Source organism: Martelella sp. AMO21009 (assembly GCF_053484295.1).
Genome location: NZ_JBAKFR010000001.1, coordinates 165,480 through 187,040, shown reverse-complemented (window position 1 = coordinate 187,040; position 21,561 = coordinate 165,480). Strand labels below are relative to the sequence as shown.

General features: G+C 62.3%; 22 protein-coding genes. 8 read left to right on the top strand and 14 right to left on the bottom strand.

Translation table 11 applies throughout. The features are described 5' to 3' along the window. Positions 1-9 precede the first annotated feature (9 nt). From V6766_RS00860 to V6766_RS00850, 3 genes are all read right to left on the bottom strand, one after another. Entirely contained in the window at positions 10-423 is a 414-nt protein-coding gene (locus V6766_RS00860; protein ID WP_448462696.1) for a proton-translocating transhydrogenase family protein, read from the bottom strand. Continuing rightward, positions 423-1,574: a Re/Si-specific NAD(P)(+) transhydrogenase subunit alpha gene (locus V6766_RS00855; RefSeq protein WP_448462694.1), complete on the bottom strand. Its 1,152-nt coding sequence runs from the start codon at positions 1,572-1,574 to the stop codon at positions 423-425. Before V6766_RS00855 ends, V6766_RS00860 begins: the two co-directional genes overlap by 1 nt. Before the next feature lie 104 nt (positions 1,575-1,678). Then, the gene (locus tag V6766_RS00850) at positions 1,679-1,897 is read right to left on the bottom strand and encodes an aa3-type cytochrome c oxidase subunit IV (RefSeq protein ID WP_448462692.1); all 219 of its coding nucleotides are present in this window, start codon (positions 1,895-1,897) and stop codon (positions 1,679-1,681) included. A gap of 236 nt (positions 1,898-2,133) precedes the next feature. Here V6766_RS00850 and V6766_RS00845 point away from each other — a divergent pair, with 236 nt between their 5' ends. Then, on the top strand, positions 2,134-3,342 hold the full coding sequence (locus V6766_RS00845) for an MFS transporter (protein ID WP_448463187.1): 1,209 nt from the start codon (positions 2,134-2,136) through the stop codon (positions 3,340-3,342). Between the two features lie 7 nt (positions 3,343-3,349). Here V6766_RS00845 and V6766_RS00840 read toward each other — a convergent pair whose 3' ends face one another. Beyond that, complete coding sequence (locus V6766_RS00840; RefSeq protein ID WP_448462690.1) at positions 3,350-4,144, bottom strand: SDR family NAD(P)-dependent oxidoreductase; 795 nt, start codon at positions 4,142-4,144, stop codon at positions 3,350-3,352. Positions 4,145-4,233: 89 nt separating this feature from the next. Here V6766_RS00840 and V6766_RS00835 point away from each other — a divergent pair, with 89 nt between their 5' ends. From V6766_RS00835 to V6766_RS00825, 3 genes are all read left to right on the top strand, one after another. Further along, positions 4,234-4,788: a TetR/AcrR family transcriptional regulator gene (locus V6766_RS00835; protein ID WP_448462688.1), complete on the top strand. Its 555-nt coding sequence runs from the start codon at positions 4,234-4,236 to the stop codon at positions 4,786-4,788. Between the two features lie 147 nt (positions 4,789-4,935). Beyond that, positions 4,936-5,514 (top strand): TRAP transporter small permease subunit, encoded by a 579-nt coding sequence (locus V6766_RS00830; RefSeq protein WP_448462686.1) that lies wholly within the window; start codon positions 4,936-4,938, stop codon positions 5,512-5,514. Continuing rightward, on the top strand, positions 5,507-7,279 hold the full coding sequence (locus V6766_RS00825) for a TRAP transporter large permease (RefSeq protein WP_448462684.1): 1,773 nt from the start codon (positions 5,507-5,509) through the stop codon (positions 7,277-7,279). Before V6766_RS00830 ends, V6766_RS00825 begins: the two co-directional genes overlap by 8 nt. Positions 7,280-7,345: 66 nt before the next feature. On the opposite strand, the gene V6766_RS00820 is transcribed toward V6766_RS00825, so the two are convergent. Further along, positions 7,346-8,464, bottom strand: a complete 1,119-nt coding sequence (locus V6766_RS00820) for a TRAP transporter substrate-binding protein (protein ID WP_448462682.1) — start codon at positions 8,462-8,464, stop codon at positions 7,346-7,348. A 277-nt stretch (positions 8,465-8,741) separates the two neighbouring features. Here V6766_RS00820 and V6766_RS00815 point away from each other — a divergent pair, with 277 nt between their 5' ends. Continuing rightward, a complete protein-coding gene (locus tag V6766_RS00815) occupies positions 8,742-9,515 on the top strand; it encodes a gamma-glutamyl-gamma-aminobutyrate hydrolase family protein (protein ID WP_448462680.1) in 774 nt (257 codons plus the stop codon). Positions 9,516-9,547: 32 nt separating this feature from the next. Here V6766_RS00815 and V6766_RS00810 read toward each other — a convergent pair whose 3' ends face one another. Then, positions 9,548-9,982, bottom strand: coding sequence for a hypothetical protein (locus tag V6766_RS00810; protein ID WP_448462678.1), 435 nt, complete (start codon positions 9,980-9,982; stop codon positions 9,548-9,550). Between the two features lie 75 nt (positions 9,983-10,057). On the opposite strand from V6766_RS00810, the gene V6766_RS00805 reads away from it, so the two are divergent. Next, positions 10,058-10,492: a MarR family winged helix-turn-helix transcriptional regulator gene (locus tag V6766_RS00805; RefSeq protein WP_448462677.1), complete on the top strand. Its 435-nt coding sequence runs from the start codon at positions 10,058-10,060 to the stop codon at positions 10,490-10,492. Positions 10,493-10,501: 9 nt separating this feature from the next. On the opposite strand, the gene V6766_RS00800 is transcribed toward V6766_RS00805, so the two are convergent. Together V6766_RS00800 and V6766_RS00795 are read right to left on the bottom strand one after the other, a co-directional pair. Further along, a complete protein-coding gene (locus V6766_RS00800; protein ID WP_448462675.1) occupies positions 10,502-11,461 on the bottom strand; it encodes a 2-hydroxyacid dehydrogenase in 960 nt (319 codons plus the stop codon). 35 nt (positions 11,462-11,496) lie between these two features. After that, positions 11,497-12,537 carry a LacI family DNA-binding transcriptional regulator gene (locus V6766_RS00795; RefSeq protein ID WP_448427155.1) on the bottom strand — a complete coding sequence of 347 codons (1,041 nt, stop codon included), beginning with the start codon at positions 12,535-12,537 and terminating at the stop codon, positions 11,497-11,499. A gap of 217 nt (positions 12,538-12,754) precedes the next feature. On the opposite strand from V6766_RS00795, the gene V6766_RS00790 reads away from it, so the two are divergent. Both V6766_RS00790 and V6766_RS00785 read left to right on the top strand, forming a co-directional pair. Further along, positions 12,755-13,816, top strand: a complete 1,062-nt coding sequence (locus V6766_RS00790) for a CobW family GTP-binding protein (RefSeq protein ID WP_448462673.1) — start codon at positions 12,755-12,757, stop codon at positions 13,814-13,816. Continuing rightward, positions 13,816-14,802, top strand: a complete 987-nt coding sequence (locus V6766_RS00785; protein WP_448462671.1) for a WD40 repeat domain-containing protein — start codon at positions 13,816-13,818, stop codon at positions 14,800-14,802. Before V6766_RS00790 ends, V6766_RS00785 begins: the two co-directional genes overlap by 1 nt. Here the strand turns inward: V6766_RS00785 and V6766_RS00780 are convergent. The 6 genes from V6766_RS00780 to V6766_RS00755 form a co-directional block, all read right to left on the bottom strand. Further along, complete coding sequence (locus V6766_RS00780) at positions 14,786-16,339, bottom strand: putative bifunctional diguanylate cyclase/phosphodiesterase (protein WP_448462669.1); 1,554 nt, start codon at positions 16,337-16,339, stop codon at positions 14,786-14,788. The two genes, V6766_RS00785 and V6766_RS00780, sit on opposite strands and share 17 nt — an antisense overlap. Positions 16,340-16,502: 163 nt before the next feature. Continuing rightward, positions 16,503-16,907, bottom strand: coding sequence for a F0F1 ATP synthase subunit epsilon (locus tag V6766_RS00775; protein ID WP_448427151.1), 405 nt, complete (start codon positions 16,905-16,907; stop codon positions 16,503-16,505). Between the two features lie 68 nt (positions 16,908-16,975). Further along, a complete protein-coding gene (gene atpD / locus V6766_RS00770; protein ID WP_448462667.1) occupies positions 16,976-18,412 on the bottom strand; it encodes a F0F1 ATP synthase subunit beta in 1,437 nt (478 codons plus the stop codon). A 23-nt stretch (positions 18,413-18,435) separates the two neighbouring features. Next, positions 18,436-19,314, bottom strand: a complete 879-nt coding sequence (locus tag V6766_RS00765) for a F0F1 ATP synthase subunit gamma (protein WP_448462665.1) — start codon at positions 19,312-19,314, stop codon at positions 18,436-18,438. Positions 19,315-19,337: 23 nt separating this feature from the next. Further along, positions 19,338-20,873: a F0F1 ATP synthase subunit alpha gene (atpA, locus tag V6766_RS00760; protein ID WP_448427149.1), complete on the bottom strand. Its 1,536-nt coding sequence runs from the start codon at positions 20,871-20,873 to the stop codon at positions 19,338-19,340. Further along, positions 20,873-21,439: a F0F1 ATP synthase subunit delta gene (locus V6766_RS00755; RefSeq protein ID WP_448462662.1), complete on the bottom strand. Its 567-nt coding sequence runs from the start codon at positions 21,437-21,439 to the stop codon at positions 20,873-20,875. Before V6766_RS00755 ends, atpA begins: the two co-directional genes overlap by 1 nt. Between the last annotated feature and the right edge of the window lie 122 nt (positions 21,440-21,561).

Sequence of the window (21,561 nt, the reverse complement as noted above, 5' to 3'; positions counted from 1 at the left end):
TCTATGGCCTCACTTCTCTTTTTTCTTGTACATCGCCAGCATCCGCTGGGTGACGAGAAAGCCGCCGAAAATATTGATCGCAACCAGGATCAGGGCGACGAAGCCCATGCCGGTGGCGATGCCGCTTGCCGAAAGGGCAACCGCGAGAAGCGCGCCGACCACGATCACCGAGGAGATCGCGTTGGTGACCGCCATCAGCGGGGTATGCAGCGCCGGGGTTACCGACCACACCACGTAGTAACCGACGAATACGGCGAGCACGAAGATCGCAAGCTGAAACACGAAGGGATCGATGACCCCGCCGGTCGCGCCATGAGCGAGTGCTGCAAGCGAGCCATCCTCGAGATTGCCGAGCGCGCTTTTGGCGTGCTCCAGCGACATCATCGCCTGGTCGATCGAGCTATGAACATCATCTAACGGCATCAGGCTTCTCCCCCGGCGGCCGGGCCGCCGAATTTCGGATGAACAAGCGCGCCCTCATGCGTCAGAAGCGTAGCGGCGACGAGTTCGTCATCCCGGTTGATTTTCAGATCGCCGGTTTCCTTGTCGACCAGCGTTTCGAAGAAGGTCAGCAGGTTCTTGGCGTAAAGCGCCGATGCGCTGGCGGCGATCCGGCCCGGCAGGTTTTCGTAACCGATGACGTTGACGCCCTCGACCTCGGTCACCGCGCCGGCGACCGCACCTTCGATATTGCCGCCGCGCTCGACCGCGAGGTCGACGGCGACCGAGCCGAGCTTCATCGCCGAAAGCATCTGGCGGCTGACAAGCCGGGGCGCGGGGCGGCCGGGAATCAGCGCGGTGGTGATCACGATGTCCTGCTTGGCGATGTGGGAGGCAACGAGTTCGGCCTGCTTGGCCTGGTACTCGGCCGACATTTCCTTGGCATAGCCGCCGGCGGTTTCGGCCGCCTTGAACTCGTCATCCTCGACCGCGATGAACTTCGCGCCGAGCGAGGCGACCTGCTCCTTGGCGGCGGGGCGGACATCGGTGGCCGATACCACGGCGCCGAGACGACGCGCGGTCGCGATCGCCTGAAGGCCGGCAACGCCCGCGCCCATCACGAACACGCGCGCGGCCGGAACGGTGCCCGCCGCCGTCATCATCATCGGCATGGCGCGGTCGAACACCGCCGCCGCCTCGATCACGGCCTGATAGCCGGCAAGGTTCGCCTGCGAGGACAGAACGTCCATCGACTGCGCGCGGGTGATGCGCGGCATCAGTTCCATTGCGATGGCGGAGATCCCCTTCTCCGCCATCCCCGACAGCGCGTCCTCATGGCCGTAGGGGTCCATGGTCGCGATTACAATCGCGCCGCTCTTGTAGCCGGAAAATTCCTGCTCGCCGGGGCGGCGGACGCGGAAGATGACATCGGCATTGGCCGCGGCCTCGGGGCCGGTGATCTCGGCGCCCGCAGCGCGGAACGCCTCGTCATCCATGCGGGATTTGAGGCCGGCGCCGCTTTCGACGATAACATCGAAGCCGAGGCCCTTCAGTTTCTTGACCGTGTCAGGAGAAGCGGCGACGCGCGTTTCCGCCTCCGCCGTCTCCTTCGGTACGAATAGTGTCTTGCTCAAGACATGCTCCCAGATTGAAGTCGGAACGGACGGCAGCCGTCAGCGGCGCGCCGGCTGTCCGGTGCGCCCTTGTTCCGCAGAAAATCGATTTCTTCCAAAGGCTTTCAGCGCAGGATAACGTAACCAAGCACGCTGATGACGATGAAGATGATCAGACTGCCGATGAAACCGAAAGGCCCAAGCAGGCCCGCCGCCATCGCAACCATCAGCGCGATCAGGTGGACTGTGCCGTACTTCGTTCCATTGGTGAACATCTTGTAGGTTTTGGCATGTTCCGAAAAATCCGCCTCGTCTGCGGGCTGGGACATTTCGACATTCTGCATAGACTTCCCTCCTTTGCGGCGTCACCGCTATCGCCGCCATCTCCGGCCGGCCAGACTCCCTCAGGGCTCCCGATTATCATACCTTGTTTCACGCTTTCAACAACGCCATCGGAAAACTCCGCCCATTCAATCGATTATTGATGAGGACAATTGACAGCTTTTATTTAGGTTGATATCAACTTATATCATTTAACGATCGACCTGCGCGGTCGTGGTGGCACGGGGGCCGGATTTTGATGCGCACTATTCCCTATCGCTGGATCATGGTTGCCGCGGGCGCGGTGATCGGCTGCCTCGCCATCGGCGCGATCTTCTCGCTGCCCGTCTTCCTGCGGCCGATGGCGGACGCCACGGGCTGGTCAACCACCGGCATCTCAACGGCCATGACCATCGGCTTCATCACCTCGGCGCTGGCAAGCATGATCATGGGATCGCTGTCGGACCGGATCGGCCCGCGCCCCGTGGTTCTCGCCGGCAGCGTGGCGATGGTCGCGGCCCTCCTCCTCGGCAGCATCAGTCCCAGCCTGCTGGCATTTCAAATGAGTTTCGGCCTGGTCTCCGGCCTTGCGATCGCGGCGCTGATGGCGCCGATGATGTCGTCCATCGTCGGCTGGTTCGATACCCACCGCTCGCTTGCCGTATCGCTGGTTTCGGTCGGCTTCGGCGTCGCGCCGATGACGATGTCGCCGCTCGCCGCATTTCTGGTCGAGGGGTATGACTGGCGCAGCGCGATGCAGATCATCGCTTTCGTGGTGGCCGTGCTGATGCTGCCTGCCGCTATGCTGATCCGCCGACCGCCGCAGGTCGAGGCGAGCATGCCCGGCATGGCCGGCGCGGAACCGGAGATCACGGTGGCGGAAGCGATCCGCTCGCCGCAATTCATCGTGCTTTGCCTCACCAATTTCTTCTGCTGCGCCACCCATGCCGGCCCGATCTTCCACACCGTCAGCTATGCCGTGACCTGCGGCATTCCCTTGATGGCGGCGGTTTCGATCTATTCGATCGAGGGTCTCGCGGGACTCGGCGGCCGCGTCGCCTTCGGCATTCTCGGCGACCGCCTGGGGGCCAAGCGGGTGCTGGTCGCCGGCCTTTTCGCCCAGGCCTTCGGCGCGCTTGCCTATGCCTTCGTCCGCGAACTTGCCGGCTTCTACGCCGTCGCCGCGCTCTTCGGCTTCATCTATGCCGGCGTGATGCCGCTCTATGCGGTGCTGGCGCGTGAAAACTTCCCGCAGCGGATGATGGGCACCGTCATCGGCGGCACCGGGCTTGCAGGCGGCCTCGGCATGGCGCTTGGTCCGCTCGCCGGCGGGCTGATCTACGATGCCTTCGCGACCTACACCTGGATGTATGTCGGCGCCTGGGGCATGGGCATCGGCGCCACGCTGATGGCGCTCACCTTCCGCTCCCGCGCAAGCCGCGGCACAGCCGCGCCGCAGCCTGCCTGAGGCCAGATCAAACGCCGGCGCTGCTGCCTCCCTCTGCGGGCAGGATGGCGCCGGTAATCCACCGGGCCTCATCGGAGAGGAGATAGAGCGCCACCCGAGCCATGTCGTCGGGATCGGCGATGTAGTTCATCGGCGCGGCTGCCGCAATCTGCTCCCGCGCTTCCTCAGTCGGCATCCAGCTATCGAACATCTCCGAACGGGTTGAGCCCGGCGCAATGGCATTGATGCGAATGCCCTGGCGACCATAAGCGACAGCCGCTGATTTCGTCAGCCCGCCGACGCCCCATTTGCTGGCGCTATAGGCGGCAAGCGACGACACGCCGATCAACCCGCCGATGGAGGAGGTGTTGACGATCGAGCCGCCACCGCCCTGCTCCAGCATGGCAGCAATCTCGTATTTCATCGACAGGAACACGCCGCGCAGGTTGACTGCCATGATGCGGTCGAAGTCCTCTGCAGTGGTCTCGTGCAGGCGACCCGCGCCGCCGGCGCCGGCATTGTTGAAGGCGAGATCGATGCGACCATAGGTTTGCCGCACGGCATTGACAGCGTTCCTGACCGACGCTTCGTCAGCGACATCACAGGTAACGGCCTCGACAGCAAACCCTCTGCCGCGAAGCTCCTCGGCAAGGCCGTTCAGTCTGTCTGTCCGCCGGGCAGCGGCGACGACACGCGCGCCCTCTGCAGCAAAGAGCCGCACGGCGGCCTCGCCGATCCCGCTCGTGGCGCCTGTAACGAATACTGCCTTGTCCTGAAGCCGGTTAAAGGTGGTTTCCAGTTTGGGAGGATGGTTATAAGTCATTGATGGAAGTCCCCGATGTTGACGATGTCAACATGGTAACGGACGTTGACGTTGTCAACATGCATTCGAAGCGCTGGAATGAGGTTTTTATGACGGACACGCGTACCAGGCTGGTCGAAGCCGCCGCCGCCCTGCTTGACGAGGGCGGGCCCGCAGCGGTGACGCTTCGTGAGGTTGCCGGTCGCGTCGGCCTCTCCCACAATGCACCCTACCGCCATTTCAAGGACAAGGACATGCTGCTCGCCGGAATTGCGGAACGCGAGCTCGATGTTTCCCACAAGAACTGGCAGGCGGTTGCCGATGGAAACATGACGCTCATTGATGCCTTGCGCGAGCACGTGCGCCGGGCGATCGCATGGCCGGAACGTTTCAGTCTGACATACGGTCCCTGGCCCGCGGCGGTAAGACACGCCCTGACGAGCGGAACTGAGGCTCAGCAGACCTTTCTTTCAGCCGTCGTCGCGGCACAGGCCCGTGGCGAGCTGCCGCCGGGCGAACCCGAACGTCTTGCCCGGCTTATTCTGGCGACCGCAAATGGCGCCGCCACGCAGGCTATCAACGGCCATTTGGCACGCGGCGGAAAATGGAACGGTGATGCCGAGGACGTGGTCGCCGACCTGCTGGCTTTCCTCAGCCGCAATTAGGCGGACCCGCAACTTTCCATCGGTCGGGACCGTGAAATCCGTCGCAATATTCCAAAACCGCTCGTTTTTCGCTTCATATTGTACCAAAGGCATGTTGCGTGGCCTTGACAACTTCCATTAAGGAAGACGGACGGTTTGGAGGCCCCAATGAGACCACTAATAATAATAAGCCGTACGATCGACAGGCTGAACGAATTCATCGGACATTCCGTGTCCTGGCTCCTTCTGGTAGCGATCCTGGTCAGCGCAGGCAATGCGGTCAGCCGCAAGCTGTTTTCGCTGTCCTCGAATGCCATGCTGGAGCTGCAATGGTACCTTTACGGCGCCGTGTTCATGCTGGCGACCGCCTACGCGCTCTTGAAGAACGAGCATATCCGCATCGACATCCTTTCGGGATCGTGGTCCCGGCGGACCCGCGACTGGATCGATCTCGTGCTCCACATCATCTTTCTGGTGCCGTTCGCGTCCATGATGGTCTACCTGTCCTGGCCGTGGTTCCTGCGCTCCTTCCTTTCCGGCGAGCACTCGACCAATGCCGGCGGGCTGATCCTTTGGCCGGCGAAATCCTTCATCCTCATCGGCTTCATCCTGCTTCTGCTGCAGGCCTTTTCCGAGATCATCAAACGGGCGGCCGCGCTTTCCGGCCATCTGAAAGAAGACCAGGAACTCTATGCCGACGCCGGCAATGCCGCCCACATGATGACCGAGGACCAGCCGCATGATTGACCTCGTCGCACACAATCTCGCGCCCGTCATGTTTGTTTCCGTGATGGCGTTGCTGCTTCTTGGCTATCCGGTCGCCTTCACGCTTGCCGCCGGCGGCCTGATCTTCTTCGTGCTGGGCGTCGAGTTCTCTTCGATCTCGCCGGAAATCAATCTGTTCTGGCCGCTGCTGCAATCCCATCCCGACCGGTTTTTCGGCGGGATCATGTCGAACGAGACGCTGCTTGCCGTGCCGTTCTTCACCTTCATGGGCATTATCCTCGAGCGCTCGCGCATGGCCGAGGATCTGCTGGATACGATCGGGCAGCTGTTCGGCCCGATCCGCGGCGGGGTTGCCTATGCCGTGGTTCTGGTCGGCGCGCTTCTGGGCGCCACCACCGGCGTGGTCGCGGCCTCCGTCATGGCGATGGGGCTGATCTCGCTGCCGGTGATGCTGCGCTACAGCTATGACCGCTCGTTCGCCACCGGCACGATCGCCGCGTCGGGCACGCTGGCGCAGATCGTTCCGCCATCGCTGGTGCTGATCGTGATGGCCGACCAGCTCGGCCGCTCCGTCGGCGACATGTATATCGGCGCGCTTTATCCCTCGCTGATGGTGATCGCCGCCTACTGCCTTTACGTGTTCATCACGACGCTGATCCGCCCGAAGGCGGCGCCGGCCATGCCGGTGGAGGCGCGCACGCTCGGCAGCGGCGTCACCTCGCTGTTCGTGATGATCGCGATCGCAGTCGCGCTCTACTTCCTCGGTTATCACGTGCTGTTCACGGCGCTTGACGAGGCCTGGCGGTTCGTGGCGGCGCTGTTCTTCGGCGTGGTCGTGATTTATCTCGCGGCACTTGCCAACGACCGGTTCAAGCTCAACATCCTGTCGCGGCTTTCCCAGCAGGTCATCATCGTGATGGTGCCGCCGCTGGCGCTGATCTTCCTGGTGCTCGGCACGATCTTCCTCGGCATCGCCACGCCGACGGAAGGCGGCGCGATGGGCGCGACCGGCGCTCTGGTTCTGGCGATCGCCAAGGGCCGCCTCGATTTTACGGCGCTGAAAGCCGCGCTCGACAGCACCACCAAGCTTTCCGCCTTCGTGATGATGATCCTGATGGGCGCGCGCGTCTTCAGCCTCACCTTCTACGGCATCAACGGCAATGTCTGGATTGAGGACCTGCTGACCAGCCTGCCGGGCGGGGAATACGGATTCCTGATCGTGGTCACGATCATCGTGTTCATCCTCGGCTGCTTCCTCGATTTCTTCGAGATCGCCTTCATCATGGTGCCGCTTCTGGTGGCGCCGGCCCAGGCGCTCGGCATCGACCTGATCTGGTTCGGCATCATTCTCGGCCTCAACCTGCAGACCTCGTTCCTGACCCCGCCCTTCGGCTTCTCGCTGTTCTACCTGCGCTCGGTGACGCCGGCCGGCGAGTGGCGGGACAAGGCCACCGGCGCAACGATGCGCGGCGTCAGAACGCTGGAGATCTACAAGGGGATCGTGCCTTACATCATCATCCAGTTCCTGGCGATCCTGGCGGTGATCTTCTTCCCGAAACTGGTCACCCATTACAAGGATGACATCGTCCGCGTCGATCCGGATACGATCCAGATCGAAATGCCCTCCTTCGGCGAAGGCGGCGACAATTTCGGCTTCGACAGCGGCTTCGGCGGCGAGAGCAGCGATCCATTCGCCCTGCCCGATTTCGGCAGCGGCGACCAGCCCACGAATGGCGGCTCGGATGACTTCAACCTCGACAGTCCACCGGATCTGAATTTCAACTGATCCGACCGACCACAAAAAACCCCGGAAGCGGCAGCCGCTTCCGGGGTTTTCCTTTCAGTTCGCCGATCAGGACAGCGGCTTGATCTGTCCGGCGTTCTGCGCGGCCATCATGAACTGGTCGTAGCGGAATTCGCAGGTCTTCAGCCAGCCATAGGCATCGTTCTTGTATACGGTCTGATCGTTGTAGATCTTCTTGAACGTCGCGTTCTGGGCGCCGATCTCCGCATAGACTTCCATTGCGGCATTGTAGCAGGCCTGCATGATGTCAGTGCTGAAGCCCTTCATCTGCGCGCCATCGGCGATCAGTTCGCGAATCGCGACCGGGTTCTTCACGTCGTATTTCGCCATCATGTTGGTGTTGGCGAAAGCGCAGGCGTCATCAAGCGCGGCCTGGTAGTGCTTCGGCAGTTCCTGATATTTCTGCTTGTTGAAGAAGGCGTGGATCACCGGACCGCCTTCCCACCAGCCGGGATAGTAGTAGTACTTGGCGACCTTGTAGAAGCCGAGCTTCTGATCGTCATAGGGGCCGACGAATTCGGCGGCGTCGATCGTGCCCTTTTCCAGCGCCGGATAGATATCGCCGCCGGCAAGCTGCTGCGGCACGACGCCGACCTTTTCCATCACCTTGCCGGCAATGCCGGCGATGCGCATCTTCAGGCCCTTGAGGTCGTCGACCGTGTTCACTTCCTTGGAGAACCAGCCGCCCATCTGCGCGCCGGTGTTGCCGGCTGGCAGCCCGTAGACGCCGTAACCGTCAAAGAACTCGTTCATCAGCGTATTGCCATTGCCCTGATAGAACCAGGCATTCGAAAGCCGCGCGTTGAGCCCGAAGGGGATTGCCGTGCCGATTGCGAATGTCGGGTCCTTGCCCCAGAAATAATAGGAGCAGGTGTGCGCCGCTTCCACCGTGCCGTCCTGCACGGCATCGAGCGCCTGCAGGCCGGGAACGATCTCGCCGGCGGCATAGCACTGAATCTCGAAATTGCCGCCGGTGGCGGCGGCGACGTGATTGGCGACATCCTCCGCACCGCCATAGATCGTGTCCAGCGACTTCGGGAACGACGACGTCAAACGCCATGTGACTTTCGGGTTTTCCTGCGCGATGGCGGGTGCTGCGAGCGCGGTGGCCGCGGCAGCGCCGACGCCGCCCGCACCGACCTTTTTCATAAAGGAACGACGGTCCATAAATACCTCCCAGTTGTAATGTGCCCGCACATAATACCTCCGGCGGACGTCCTTTGAGGAAAGCATTTTGCTCCCGTGGTTTCAACTCCTGCACGAGCCGCCGAGCGCGTTTTTAGGCCGCCATATGCCCGGCTTTAAACGAAGGTCTAATAGGCGGCGCATCAATTTCGCTTATCAGGCCAATCGAAATTCGCATCGCGCGGACAAAGGAAACATTTGACAGCGCTGCCGCCACTCGACATCACTTCACTCATTCGCAACAGGCAGGGAAAAATCCATGTCCACCCCCATCATTGCCGTTCCCGCAGACACCAAGGTCATTGGCGAGATCACCTGGCATTCGGCCCAGCAGCAATATATCGGGGCGGCGCTGGATGTGGCGGGCGTGATGAGCCTGATCGTACCGGCCTATGCCGAGGGCGCTGACATAGACGCCGTGCTCGACAGGGTCGAGGGCGTGATGATCACGGGCGCCGCCAGCAATGTCGCGCCCCAGCTCTACGGCAGGCAGGCCGAGGAAAAAGACGGTCCCTTCGATCCCGGCCGCGATGCCATCACCCTGCCGCTGATCCGCCGCGCCATTTCGCGCGGCATCCCGCTTCTGTGCATCTGCCGGGGCATTCAGGAATTGAACGTCGCGCTCGGCGGCACGCTGATCAGCGAGGTGCACGAGCTCGACGACCGCCACGATCACCGCGAGCCCGAGACCGGCAATCGCGACGAGAAATTCGTGATCCGCCAGCCCGTCTTCATCAAGGAAGGCACCTGCCTCGCGAACATTCTCGGCGCCGGCGAGGTGACGGTGAATTCGCTGCACCGGCAGGCAATCGGCGATCTCGCGCCGAATCTGGCGGTGGAGGCTGTCGCCGAGGACGGCACCGTCGAGGCCGTCTCGGTCATCGGCGCCACGAATTTCGCCGTCGGCGTCCAGTGGCACCCGGAATACTGGGCCCGCACGGACAGCGCCTCCCGCAAGCTGTTCGAGGCGTTTGGCGATGCGGTGCGCGCCTTTGCCCGGTCAAAGGACTGGTTTGCGAGCGCCGCTCAGTAGAGCCAGGCGAAACTTGCGCGGCACAGCGCAGATCAGCGCCGCCGCCTCTTCATACGCAGTCCGTCGCGCATATTCATCGCCATCAGCGCGATATTGACGGCGCCGAAGACCAGCTCAACCGCCTGCACGGCATAAAACGATGCGTCAAACACGCCCGCCTCCGCCTTTGACGCGAGGAACAGCGCGCAGGGGATCAGCACGATTATGCCGTTGGCGGCGATGAGCGGCATGCGCCTGCGCTTTGCCGAAACCAGCGGTCCGCGCATCTTCCCCGCAAGGCGAAACCCCGAAAGACCCGCCAACGCCAGTAGCGGCACCAGCAGCAGAAAGCCCCAGGGGATCGCGGCCTTGACCAGCGCCACCAGTTCGGGGCCGGCGAAGGCCTCAGCCAGAACGGTCGAGAGCCAGAAAGTGGCGATGATCGCCAGCGCCAATGCGCCGGTTACGGGATGCATGGTCTTCAGCATGGTCGTGCTCCTGTCAATTTATATAGCAAGCTATATATCATTGCATAGCAAGCTATGCAACTGCTACCGAAGCACATGTCCTTTTTCAAAGACTCATCGGCCGGCTACCTGACCAACCACCTCGCGCGGCTCCTCGAGCGCGGTCTGGCCGCCCGCATCCGGCCGCTCGGGTTGACGACCGGCACCTTTCCGGCGCTGCTGGAATTATGGGAAAATGACGGACTGACGCAGAAACAGCTGGTGGAGCGGCTCGATATCGAGCAGGCGACAATGGCCAACACCCTGTCGCGCATGGAACGCGACGGGTTGATCAGGCGGGAAAAGGACCCCGGGGACGGCCGCGTTCAGCGCATCCGGCTGACGGAGCGCGCCCGCGCCCTGCGCAACCCCGCGATCGCCGCCGCCACGGCGGAAAACGAAGACGCTCTCCACGCCCTTTCGGACGAGGAGAGCGCAGAATTCATCTCACTCATGCAGAAAATCATCGCGGCCCGAAAGCAGCGATCGTAATCTTCGACCTCACGCTTTCGGCGTGAACGGCGTTTCCGGGACCGGGGTGACCGGGCGGCCCTCGGCGAACCAGGATTTCAGGTTGTCGGCCACCAGTTGCGCCATGGCGCGGCGGGTGGCGACGGAGGCCGAGGCGACATGCGGCAACACGCTGACGGTGTCGAAGGAGAGCAGCTTTTCCGGCACATGCGGCTCGTCGTAGAAGACGTCGAGGCCCGCGCCGCCGAGCGTGCCGGCCTCAAGCGCCGCGATCAGATCGTCCTCGTCCACCGTCCATCCACGGCCGACATTGACGAGAATGCCGTTCGGGCCCAGCGTCGTCAGGATATCGGCGTTGATGGTCTTGTGGGTCTCTTCCGTTTTCGGAACGATGCAGATCAGCGTATCGACGGCGTCCGCCAGCGAGGCGAGCGTCGGGTGATAGGCATAGGCCACGCCCTTTTTCGGGCTGCGGGTGTGATAGGCGATCTCGACCTTGAACGGCTCCAGCCGCGCGGCGATTTCCTCGCCGATCCGGCCGAGGCCGTAAAGCCCGACCTTGCGGCCTTTCAGCGTGAACGGCGAAAGCTCGAACGCGCCGTCGCGCTCCCAGCGGCCGTCGCGCACCCATTTCTCCGCGAAATAGAACTGGCGCACCGTGTTGAGAAGCAGCGCGATGGCGGTGTCGGCAACCTCGTCGTTCAGCACATTCGGCGTGTGGGTAATGATGATGCCGCGCTCTGCGGCATGGTCGGTATCGATGCCGTCATAGCCAACGCCCGGGCAGGTGATGATTTCAAGGTTCGGCAGCGCGTCCATCTGTTCCGCCGAAAACCCGCCAAAGGCGATCACCGCGCGGATATCGGCCGCGCGGGCGCCGAGCGCGCTCACGCCCTCCTGCGGCATGTCCAGCAGGTCGTAGTCGTCGGCCAGCGCCTCTTCGATGAACTTGTTGAGCTTTTGCGACAGCAGCACGGCGGGTTTGGGCATGGGGCCTCCGAGGGTATTCTTTTCTGAATGATGAATTAGACGGCGAGCGGGTTTTCCGCCGCCTCGCGATGGGGACCGGTGGATTGGCGGATGCGCATTTCCGGCTTGATGAGGTGCATGCCGTTCGGCGCGCTGGAGCCCGCAAGCCGATCCAGCAGCGCGCGCGCCGCAAGCCGGCCGACCTCGGCCTGGCCGTTCCAAACGGTCGTCAGCGACGGCGTGGCGATCGAGGCTTCCTCCAGATCGTCATAGCCGGTGACCGAGATATCGACGCCCGGCGTCAGGCCGGCGCGGGAAATGCCGTTCATCAGCCCGATCGCCACCAGGTCGTTCCAGCATACCGCCGCCGTCGGCTTCTGCGGCAGCGACAGGAAATGCACTGCCGCCTCGAACCCGCCCTGCTTCGAGCGCGGACCGGGAATGCGCAGGCCCGGATCAACCGGAATTCCGGCCTTCTTCAGCGCATTGACATAGCCGGCGTATCGATCACGGCCCGTCGATGTCTGGTCCGTGCCGCCGATCATCGCGATGCAGCGATGGCCGAGACCGATCAGGTGGTTGGTGGCGAGCGCGATGCCGTAGCTGTCGTCGCCGCGATAGGTTGGCAGGTCCAGTTCCTCCAGCGTGCGCGCCACGAAGATCGCCGGCATGCCGTTATCCTCGGCAAGCTGCACATCGGCGGCCGGCGTGCCGATTGCCGGCGACATGATCACGCCGTCGCCGCCAAGCTGCAGCAGCGTCTCGATGAAATTGCGCTGCTTTTCGACCGAGTCGTAATGGTTGGAGAGGATGAATGTATGCTGGTTGCGGTCGAGCTCGCTTTCGATCGCCTTCAGGATCTCGCCGTAGAACGGGTTCATGATGTCATGCACCACAACGCCGATAATGCCGGAGCGCGAGGTGCGAAGGCTGGCCGCGCGGCGATTGTAGATATAGCCGAGCGCGCGGGCCTGTTCCTTGATCCGGTCGCGCGTGGCCGCCGCCACCAGCGGACTGTCGCGCAACGCCAGCGAGACCGTGGCCGTCGAGATGCCCAGCGACTCCGCGATGGTGGAGAGTTTGACTTTCTGGGCCACGACATACTCCGAATTGACGTGCGGCACCCCTCTGCGCCGCGTTCATTTAAATTTTTTAAACAAAAATCTTGGCTATTTCAACTATCCATCTACAATCGGTTTAATAGAAGCGGCTTATCAACAGGGACGGCTCATCCCCGCCGCCTCCTTGCTCCGCCTTGCGGCGCTCCTTATATAGGCGCAAACGCCCTCTCAAGGCCTGCTTCAAGGATTGACCATGACCGAAACGCTCGCAAAGCCCATTCCCGTGACCGTGCTGACCGGCTATCTCGGCTCCGGCAAGACCACGCTGCTGAACCGCATCCTTTCCGAGAATCACGGCAAGCAATATGCGGTGATCGTCAACGAGTTCGGCGAGATCGGCATCGACAACGATCTGATCGTCGAATCCGACGAGGAAATCTACGAGATGAACAATGGCTGCGTGTGCTGCACGGTGCGCGGCGACCTGATCCGCGTGGTGGAAGGCCTGATGCGCCGCCCGCGCTTTGACGGCATCATCGTGGAAACCACCGGCCTCGCCGACCCGGTTCCGGTGGCACAGACCTTCTTCATGGATGACGATGTGCGCGCCAAGACCGCGCTTGACGCGGTGATCACGCTGGTCGACGCCAAGCACCTGCCGCTGCGCCTGAAGGACAGCCGCGAGGCCGAGGACCAGATCGCGTTTGCCGATATCGTGCTCCTGAACAAGACCGACCTCGTCAGCGCCGAGGAACTCGCTAATGTCGAAAGCCTGGTGCGCGCCATCAACCCGGCGGCGAAGATCCATCACACGGAACGCTCGGGCATAGACCTCAAGAACATTCTCGGCCAGAACGCCTTCGACCTGCAGCATGTGCTCGCAGACGATCCCCACTTCCTCGATCATGACGACCATCACGACCATGATCACGAATGCGGCCCGGATTGCGACCATGACCACCATCATCACCATGATCATGGCCACCATCACCATGGCCCCTCCGATCATCACGATGTGACGGTGCAGTCGGTCTCGCTGCGCGGCGGCGAGCTCGATCCCAACCGGTTCTTCCCGTGGATCCAGTCGGTCACCCAGAACCAGGGCCCGAACATTCTGCGCCTCAAGGGCATTCTCGCCTTCAAGAACGATCCCGAGCGCTATGTCGTGCAGGGCGTGCATATGATCATCGAGGGCGATCACCAGCGCGCCTGGAAGGATGGCGAGCCCCGTGACAGCCGGCTGGTGTTCATCGGCCGCGACCTTGACCGTGAGAAACTGGAGAAGAGCTTCCGCGCCTGCGAGGCCAAGTCCTAATGCCGAGCGTCGCGCCCTTCGACATCGACGATCATGTCATCGCCGCCGCCTTTCTTGGCGGCGTGCCGTTCTTCGCCACCGCCTCCGGCACGATCCACCGGCTGGACGATGGCGAGAAGGTGAGCGAGGCCCATGACGGGCTCCTAACCTGCATTCGCGATCCCTTCAGCCGCTCGCTGATTACCGGCGGCGAGGATGGCCGGGTGCTGCGCATCGGCGCGGATGGCGCGATCGCGGAACTCGCCAATGAGCCGCGCAAGTGGATTTCCGTCGTCGCCGGCGGGCCGCAGGGCGCGGTGGCCTATGCCGTCGGGCGCGAGTCGCGGGTGATTGCCGATGGCAAGACCGTGAATTTTCCGGAGGAGCGCAGCGTCGAAGGCATCGCCTTTGCGCCCAAGGGCTTGAGGATTGCCGTCGCCCGTTATGATGGGGTCAGCCTGCGCTGGGTCGGCGGGGCCGCGCCCGCGATCTGGCTGCCGTGGAAGGGGGCGCACCTTGGCGTGACCTTCTCGCCCGACGGCCGCTTTCTGGTGACCACAATGCAGGAAAACGCGCTGCATGGCTGGAAGCTGGACGGCAAGCCGAAGGACGGCTTCCGCGACATGCGCATGAGCGGCTACCCCGCCAAGGTCAAGTCATGGTCGTGGAGCCCGCGCGGCAAATGGCTCGCGACCTCCGGCGCGCCGGCGGCAATCGTCTGGCCGTTTTCCGGCAAGGACGGACCGATGGGCAAGGGTCCGCTGGAACTCGGCACCCGCTCCGATATTCTCGTCACCCAGGTCGCCTTTCATCCGAGCGAGGAAATGCTCGCGATCGGCTTTATCGACGGCATGGTGCTGGCGGTCAGGATTTCGGATGGCAAGGAGGCGCTGCTGCGCCGGCCCGGCAAGGGCGCGATCTCCGCGCTTTCCTGGGATGACGACGGCAAGCGGCTTGCCTTTGCCTCGGAAGCGGGCGATTGCGGTATCATCACGATCGCGGACTGAGCCCCTTCAGCTTGTCCAGAACCTCTTCGGCCGAAACCGGGCGGGCGTAAAAGAAGCCTTGCGCGGCGTCCGCTCCATGGGCGCAGATCCAGTCCGCCTGGGCCTGATCCTCTATCCCCTCGGCAACCGTCTGCAGCCCCAGAGCGCGACATAGGTTGATCGTGGAAACCACGATCTCCTCGCTCTGCCGATCCGTGCCGACGCCGGCGATGAAGCTGCGATCGATCTTGACCCGGTCAAACGGCAGTTCGCGCAACTGCCGCAGGCTTGAATAGCCCGTGCCGAAATCGTCGAGCACAACCCGCACACCCCGCTCCTTCAGTTTGCGGATGCAGCGGCGCGTCGCCACCACATCAACGACCAGGGCGTCCTCTGTAATCTCGATCTCAAGTCGCGCGGGCGGAAAGCCATGCCGCGACAGCAGCGCGAACAGCTTTTCGGCGAAATTCTTGTCGGAAAGCTGATGCGGTACAACATTGACGGCGATCGCCGGCGCGCCCGGCCAGTTTCTGGCGTCACGGCAAGCCTGAGCCAGCACCGATTCGAACAGGTCCTGAATGAGGCCCGAGGCCTCGGCAAGGGAAATGAAATCGCCGGCGCTCAGAAGACCGAGTTTCGGATGCCGCCAGCGTGCAAGAACCTCCACAGTGCCGACATCGCCTTTCTCGCAGCTTTGAATCAACTGGTAGAACGGTACGATCTGCCCGCTGGCAATCGCATCCTTCAGCTCGAGTTCCAGCATCTGATAGTCCCGCTCGGCATGGATAATGTCGGGGTCGTAAACCACATACCGCCGGCGACCATCCTCCTTGGCCTTGTACATCGCCGCATCGGCCTTCTTCAGCAGCATCTCGCGCGTCTGCCCATCGCGCGGATAGACCGCGATGCCGATGCTCGCAGAGGGCGTGAGCGCGCGTCCCAGCAGCATTATCGGCTGCGCGACGGCGGCAAGCAGGCGCTCGGCGACCTGCCCGATCACCGCGTCGGAGACATCGCTGTCGACGATCGCCGCAAACTCATCGCCGCCGAGCCGCCCGAGAAAATCCTCTGGTCGCAGGCTTTTCTTCAGCCGCTCGCCGACCTCCTGAAGCAGCCGGTCGCCGGCCTCGTGGCCGAGATTGTCGTTGATCTGCTTGAACCTGTCGAAATCGATGAACAGCAGCGCGAATTTGTCGGTCTTCCGGCGCGCGCGCGTGAGCCGCCTGTCACATTCCTCCTCGAAAGAGCGGCGGTTCGGTAGGCCCGTCAGCGAATCCTGCCTGGCGAGCGCCAGCGCCAGCCGCTCGGCCTTGAAACGCCGGTCGACCTCGATGCGCAATTTCCGCGACCGCCGCCAAAGCAATAATGCCAGACCGATACTGGCCACCATCAAGCCGGTGAACAGCTCGTCGAGCTGCCAGTTTTCATGCGACCTGGAAAAATCGTACAGAAGCTCGAAAGAGTCGACAGCCATCAAAGCGATCATCGCCACCACGCCGAGAATGCTCAGAATGATGACATCGCTCAGATACTTTCTCACGTACTTCGGCAGACGCAAAGCCACATTTCCTGACCGTTACAACGGACATGCGGAGGCTTCTGTGCCCCCCAACCCGAATATTGCGGCTCTATCGGCCGCTTGGACCATTAAGACTAGCAGAAAAACGAAAAAAGCCGCAGCATAAACTGCGGCTTTAATACCAATGTCTTTAAAGGCTACATCAGGCGGGCAGAACAGTCTGGCCAAGATGGGTCAGTTCGCCAAGCATCTGTTCCAGAGCATTCTTGTGCTCGTGATGGCTTGCTTCGTCCAGTTCCTTGCGCAGCGTGGCGATACGATCCTCGATCGCGCCGCTGGCCTCACCGACAGGGACGGCGGTCTCGGCCAGAAGCGTGCAGGATTTGCCCTGGATATCGGCAAAGCCGTGGAACACCAGAAACTGGAGTTCTTTGCCGTCATGGTTCTTGAACTTCACCAGACCCGGACGGATCGTCGCCATGGTGGGCGCATGGTTCGGCATGACCGTCATTTCGCCCTCGGAAGCCGGAATGACGACCGCATCCGTCTCCGTCGAAGCCAGAAGCTTCTCGGGGGTCACCAGTTCGAAAACCAACGTGTCAGCCATAGGGGTCTACTTTCCGTCTTCAAAGATTACCGGTTGAACCGGGCGGCTTGCGCCGCCCCGTTTCAAGATCAAGCCGCTTCGGCGAGCTTCTTGGCCCTTTCGACGGCATCGTCGATGGTGCCGACCATGTAGAAGGCCGCTTCCGGCAGGTGATCATATTCGCCTTCGACCAGAGCCTTGAACGAGCGGATCGTGTCTTCGAGCGAGACCAGGATGCCCGGCGAACCGGTGAACACTTCGGCGACGTGGAACGGCTGCGACAGGAAGCGCTCGATCTTGCGGGCGCGGGCAACCGTGAGCTTGTCCTCTTCGGAAAGCTCGTCCATGCCGAGAATGGCGATGATGTCCTGGAGCGACTTGTAGCGCTGCAGCGTCGACTGAACCGCACGGGCCACCTGATAGTGCTCCTCGCCGACGATCATCGGGTCGAGCATGCGCGAGGTCGAGTCGAGCGGGTCAACGGCGGGATAGATGCCCTTTTCCGCGATCGAACGCGACAGCGTGGTGGTGGCGTCCAGGTGGGCGAACGAAGTCGCCGGCGCCGGGTCGGTCAGGTCGTCGGCGGGAACGTAAATCGCCTGAACCGAGGTGATCGAGCCCTTGGTCGTGGTGGTGATGCGTTCCTGCAGCGCGCCCATGTCGGTCGACAGCGTCGGCTGATAGCCCACGGCCGAAGGAATACGGCCGAGAAGTGCCGAGATTTCCGAACCGGCCTGCGTGAAGCGGAAAATGTTGTCCACGAAGAACAGAACGTCCTGGCCTTCATCGCGGAAGTTTTCAGCGATCGTCAGACCGGAAAGCGCAACGCGGGCGCGGGCGCCGGGCGGCTCGTTCATCTGGCCGTAGACCAGCGCGCACTTCGAACCCTCGGCCGAACCGTTGTTTTCGGCCGGGTCGACGTTCACGTTGGATTCGATCATTTCGTGGTAAAGGTCGTTACCTTCGCGGGTCCGCTCGCCAACGCCTGCAAACACGGAGTAACCACCGTGCGCCTTGGCGATGTTGTTGATCAGTTCCTGAATCAGAACCGTCTTGCCAACGCCGGCGCCGCCGAACAGGCCGATCTTGCCGCCCTTGGCGTAAGGCGCGAGCAGGTCCACAACCTTGATGCCGGTAACCAGGATTTCCGCTTCGGTCGACTGGTCGACATAGGGTGGCGCTTCCTGGTGGATCGCGCGCTTGGTCTTGGTCTTGATCGGACCCACTTCGTCAACCGGCTCGCCGATGACGTTCATGATACGGCCAAGCGTCTCGACGCCGACCGGCACTTCGATGGGCGAACCGGTGTTCTTGACTTCCTGGCCGCGAACCAGACCTTCGGTCGCGTCCATGGCAATCGTGCGCACTTCGTTCTGACCGAGGTGCTGCGCGACCTCGAGAACCAGCCGGTTGCCGTGGTTGTCGGTCTCAAGCGCATTCATGATGGGGGGCAGGTCGCCGTCGAAAGCGACGTCAACGACGGCGCCGATAATCTGCGTCACTCTACCGATAGAGGCCTCAGCCATGATAAAACCCTCTTTTCAAGCTCTTACAGCGCTTCCGCGCCGGAAATAATTTCGATCAGTTCCGTGGTGATCTTTTCCTGACGCTGACGGTTATAGGACAGCGTCAGCTTGTCGATCATCTCACCGGCATTGCGCGTGGCGTTATCCATCGCGGTCATCTTCGCGCCCATCTCGCCGGCGACATTTTCCAGAAGCGCCCGGAAAACCTGCACACGGATGTTCAGCGGCACGATATCGTCAAGGATAGCCTCGGCGCTCGGCTCGTATTCGTAAAGCGCCGCCCCCTCGCGCTCTTCCGCATCAGCGGGCGGAGCGGCGGGAATGAGCTGGAGCGCGGTCGGGACCTGCGAGATCACCGACTGGAACTCCGAATAGAACAGCGTGCAGACGTCAAACTCGCCGGCTCCGAACATCTCGATGATGCGGTTGCCGATATCCTCGGCATTTTCGAAACCGATCTTGCGAACGTCACGCAAGTCCTTGCGCTCGACAACGAGGTCGGCGAATTCGCGGCGCAGCGCGTCATAGCCCTTGCGGCCGACGCTGAAGATCTTGACCGTCTTGCCCTCGGCAATCAGCTTGCGGGCATGCAGGCGGGCGTGACGAGCGATCTGCGCGTTGAAACCGCCGCAAAGGCCGCGCTCGGCCGTGCAGACGACCAGCAGGTGGACATCGTCCTTGCCGGTGCCCTTCATCAGCGCGGGCACTTCCTCGCCCTCGCCGACGGCCGCCGTCAGGTCAGCCATCACGGTCGCCATGCGCTCGGTGTAAGGCCGCGCGTTCTCCGCGGCCTCCTGGGCGCGTCGCAGCTTCGCCGCGGCGACCATCTGCATCGCCTTGGTGATCTTCTGCGTCGCCTTCACCGAGGCAATGCGAAGCTTCAGATCCTTCAATGAAGCCATGGGTGTTCAGTCCCCGTCTGGTGTTACTCGGCCGAAAAATTCTTGGCGAATGCTTCGATGGCGGACTTCAGCTTGGCCTTCAGATCGTCGCTCAGCGCCTTTTCGGTGCGGATCGCTTCGAGAACATCCTTGGCTTCGCCGCGCATATGCGACAGCAGGCCCTTCTCGAAGTCACGAACCTTGCCAACCGGCAGCTTGTCGAGATAGCCGTTAACGCCGGCGAAGATCACCGCAACCTGCTCTTCCGTCTTCAGCGGCGAGAACTGCGGCTGCTTCAGAAGCTCGGTCAGGCGCGCACCGCGGTTCAGCAGGCGCTGGGTGGCGGCATCGAGGTCGGAGCCGAACTGGGCGAAGGCGGCCATTTCGCGATACTGGGCAAGTTCGCCCTTGATCGAGCCGGCAACCTGCTTCATCGCCTTGATCTGCGCCGACGAGCCAACGCGCGACACCGACAGACCGACGTTCACGGCCGGACGGACGCCCTGGTAGAACAGGTCGGTTTCAAGGAAGATCTGGCCGTCGGTGATCGAGATCACGTTGGTCGGAATGAACGCCGAAACGTCGTTACCCTGGGTTTCGATAACCGGCAGAGCCGTCAGCGAACCGGCGCCGCGCTCGTCGGAGAGCTTGGCGGCGCGCTCGAGCAGGCGCGAATGCAGGTAGAAAACGTCGCCCGGATAAGCTTCGCGGCCCGGCGGGCGGCGCAGCAGCAGCGACATCTGGCGGTAGGCAACGGCCTGCTTGGAAAGGTCGTCGTAAGCGATCAGGGCATGCATGCCGTTGTCGCGGAAATATTCGCCCATGGCGCAGCCGGCGAACGGCGCGAGATACTGCATCGGCGCCGGGTCGGAGGCGGTTGCGGCGATCACGACCGAATATTCCATCGCGCCGCGCTCTTCGAGCGTCTTCACGAACTGGGCAACGGTCGAACGCTTCTGACCGACGGCAACGTAGACGCAATAGAGCTTGTCGGCGTCCGGGCCGTTGTCGTGGATCGGCTTCTGGTTCAGGAAGGTGTCGAGAATGATCGCCGTCTTGCCGGTCTGGCGGTCGCCAATGACGAGCTCGCGCTGGCCGCGGCCAACCGGGATCAGGGCGTCGATGGCCTTCAGGCCGGTCGACATCGGCTCATGCACCGACTTGCGCGGAATGATGCCGGGTGCCTTGACGTCGACGACGGCGCGGGTATCGGAGTTGATCGGGCCCTTGCCGTCGATCGGGTTGCCGAGCGCGTCGACAACGCGGCCGAGCAGGCCGGGACCAACCGGAACGTCAACGATGGCGCCGGTGCGCTTGACGACGTCGCCTTCCTTGATCTCGCGGTCGGAGCCGAAGATAACGACGCCGACATTGTCGCTTTCGAGGTTGAGCGCCATGCCGCGCACGCCGCCGGCAAATTCGACCATCTCGCCGGCCTGAACATTGTCGAGACCGTAGACGCGGGCAATGCCGTCACCAACAGAAAGCACCTGGCCGACTTCAGAGACTTCCGCCTCGTCGCCGAAATTTTTGATCTGCTCTTTCAGAATTGCGGAAATTTCCGCGGCCCGGATATCCATCAGCCAACCTCTTTCAGTGAAAGCTTAAGTTTGGAGAGTTTCGTGCGCAGCGATGTGTCGATCTGACGCGAGCCCACCTTGACGATCATACCGCCAAGAAGAGACGCATCCTCGGTGATGTCGAGGGCAACATCCTTGCCCGTCACATCCTTCAGCGCAGTCTTCAATTCCTGTTGTTGTTCTTTCGACAGGGCATGGGCCACCGTCACCTCGGCCGCCACCTCGCCCCGATGGGCCGCGACCGCGCCGCGATAGGCGGCGATCATGCCCGGCAGGACAAACAGACGGCGATTTTTCGCAACGACCTTGACGAAGTTGCCGACATAGCCGCCGATCTTCGCTTTATCGAGAACGGCCGTCATCGCATCCAGTTGCTCGTCGGCGCTGAATGCGGGGCTCATGACCAGACGCCGGAAGTCATCGCTATCCTTGAGCATCTTGTCGATCTGGTCGAGATCGGCGCCCACGGCGTCAATCTTGTCTTCTTCCTTGGCCAGTTCGAACAACGAAGCGGCATAACGCTCCGCGACGCTCGAAACAGAATGGGATAGGTCCGCCACAGGCACAGATTCCCTTTTTTTTAAAACCGGCAGCAACGGCGGTTGTGGCCGTCGTTGCTGCCCCTTAGAACTTTACAATATCCCCAGGAGAACTGCGGTGATCAAACCCGCCTTTCCCGATAGTCGGG

Bases quoted from the DNA above. Each gene is read 5' to 3' on its own strand.
- V6766_RS00860 (WP_448462696.1), bottom strand. From the start codon at position 423: ATGCCGTTAGATGATGTTCATAGCTCGATCGACCAGGCGATGATGTCG.
- V6766_RS00850 (WP_448462692.1), bottom strand. From the start codon at position 1,897: ATGCAGAATGTCGAAATGTCCCAGCCCGCAGACGAGGCGGATTTTTCG.
- V6766_RS00845 (WP_448463187.1), top strand. From the start codon at position 2,134: ATGCGCACTATTCCCTATCGCTGGATCATGGTTGCCGCGGGCGCGGTG.
- V6766_RS00840 (WP_448462690.1), bottom strand. From the start codon at position 4,144: ATGACTTATAACCATCCTCCCAAACTGGAAACCACCTTTAACCGGCTT.
- V6766_RS00835 (WP_448462688.1), top strand. From the start codon at position 4,234: ATGACGGACACGCGTACCAGGCTGGTCGAAGCCGCCGCCGCCCTGCTT.
- V6766_RS00830 (WP_448462686.1), top strand. From the start codon at position 4,936: ATGAGACCACTAATAATAATAAGCCGTACGATCGACAGGCTGAACGAA.
- V6766_RS00825 (WP_448462684.1), top strand. From the start codon at position 5,507: ATGATTGACCTCGTCGCACACAATCTCGCGCCCGTCATGTTTGTTTCC.
- V6766_RS00820 (WP_448462682.1), bottom strand. From the start codon at position 8,464: ATGGACCGTCGTTCCTTTATGAAAAAGGTCGGTGCGGGCGGCGTCGGC.
- V6766_RS00815 (WP_448462680.1), top strand. From the start codon at position 8,742: ATGTCCACCCCCATCATTGCCGTTCCCGCAGACACCAAGGTCATTGGC.
- V6766_RS00810 (WP_448462678.1), bottom strand. From the start codon at position 9,982: ATGCTGAAGACCATGCATCCCGTAACCGGCGCATTGGCGCTGGCGATC.
- V6766_RS00805 (WP_448462677.1), top strand. From the start codon at position 10,058: ATGTCCTTTTTCAAAGACTCATCGGCCGGCTACCTGACCAACCACCTC.
- V6766_RS00800 (WP_448462675.1), bottom strand. From the start codon at position 11,461: ATGCCCAAACCCGCCGTGCTGCTGTCGCAAAAGCTCAACAAGTTCATC.
- V6766_RS00790 (WP_448462673.1), top strand. From the start codon at position 12,755: ATGACCGAAACGCTCGCAAAGCCCATTCCCGTGACCGTGCTGACCGGC.
- V6766_RS00785 (WP_448462671.1), top strand. From the start codon at position 13,816: ATGCCGAGCGTCGCGCCCTTCGACATCGACGATCATGTCATCGCCGCC.
- V6766_RS00775 (WP_448427151.1), bottom strand. From the start codon at position 16,907: ATGGCTGACACGTTGGTTTTCGAACTGGTGACCCCCGAGAAGCTTCTG.
- atpD (WP_448462667.1), bottom strand. From the start codon at position 18,412: ATGGCTGAGGCCTCTATCGGTAGAGTGACGCAGATTATCGGCGCCGTC.
- V6766_RS00765 (WP_448462665.1), bottom strand. From the start codon at position 19,314: ATGGCTTCATTGAAGGATCTGAAGCTTCGCATTGCCTCGGTGAAGGCG.
- atpA (WP_448427149.1), bottom strand. From the start codon at position 20,873: ATGGATATCCGGGCCGCGGAAATTTCCGCAATTCTGAAAGAGCAGATC.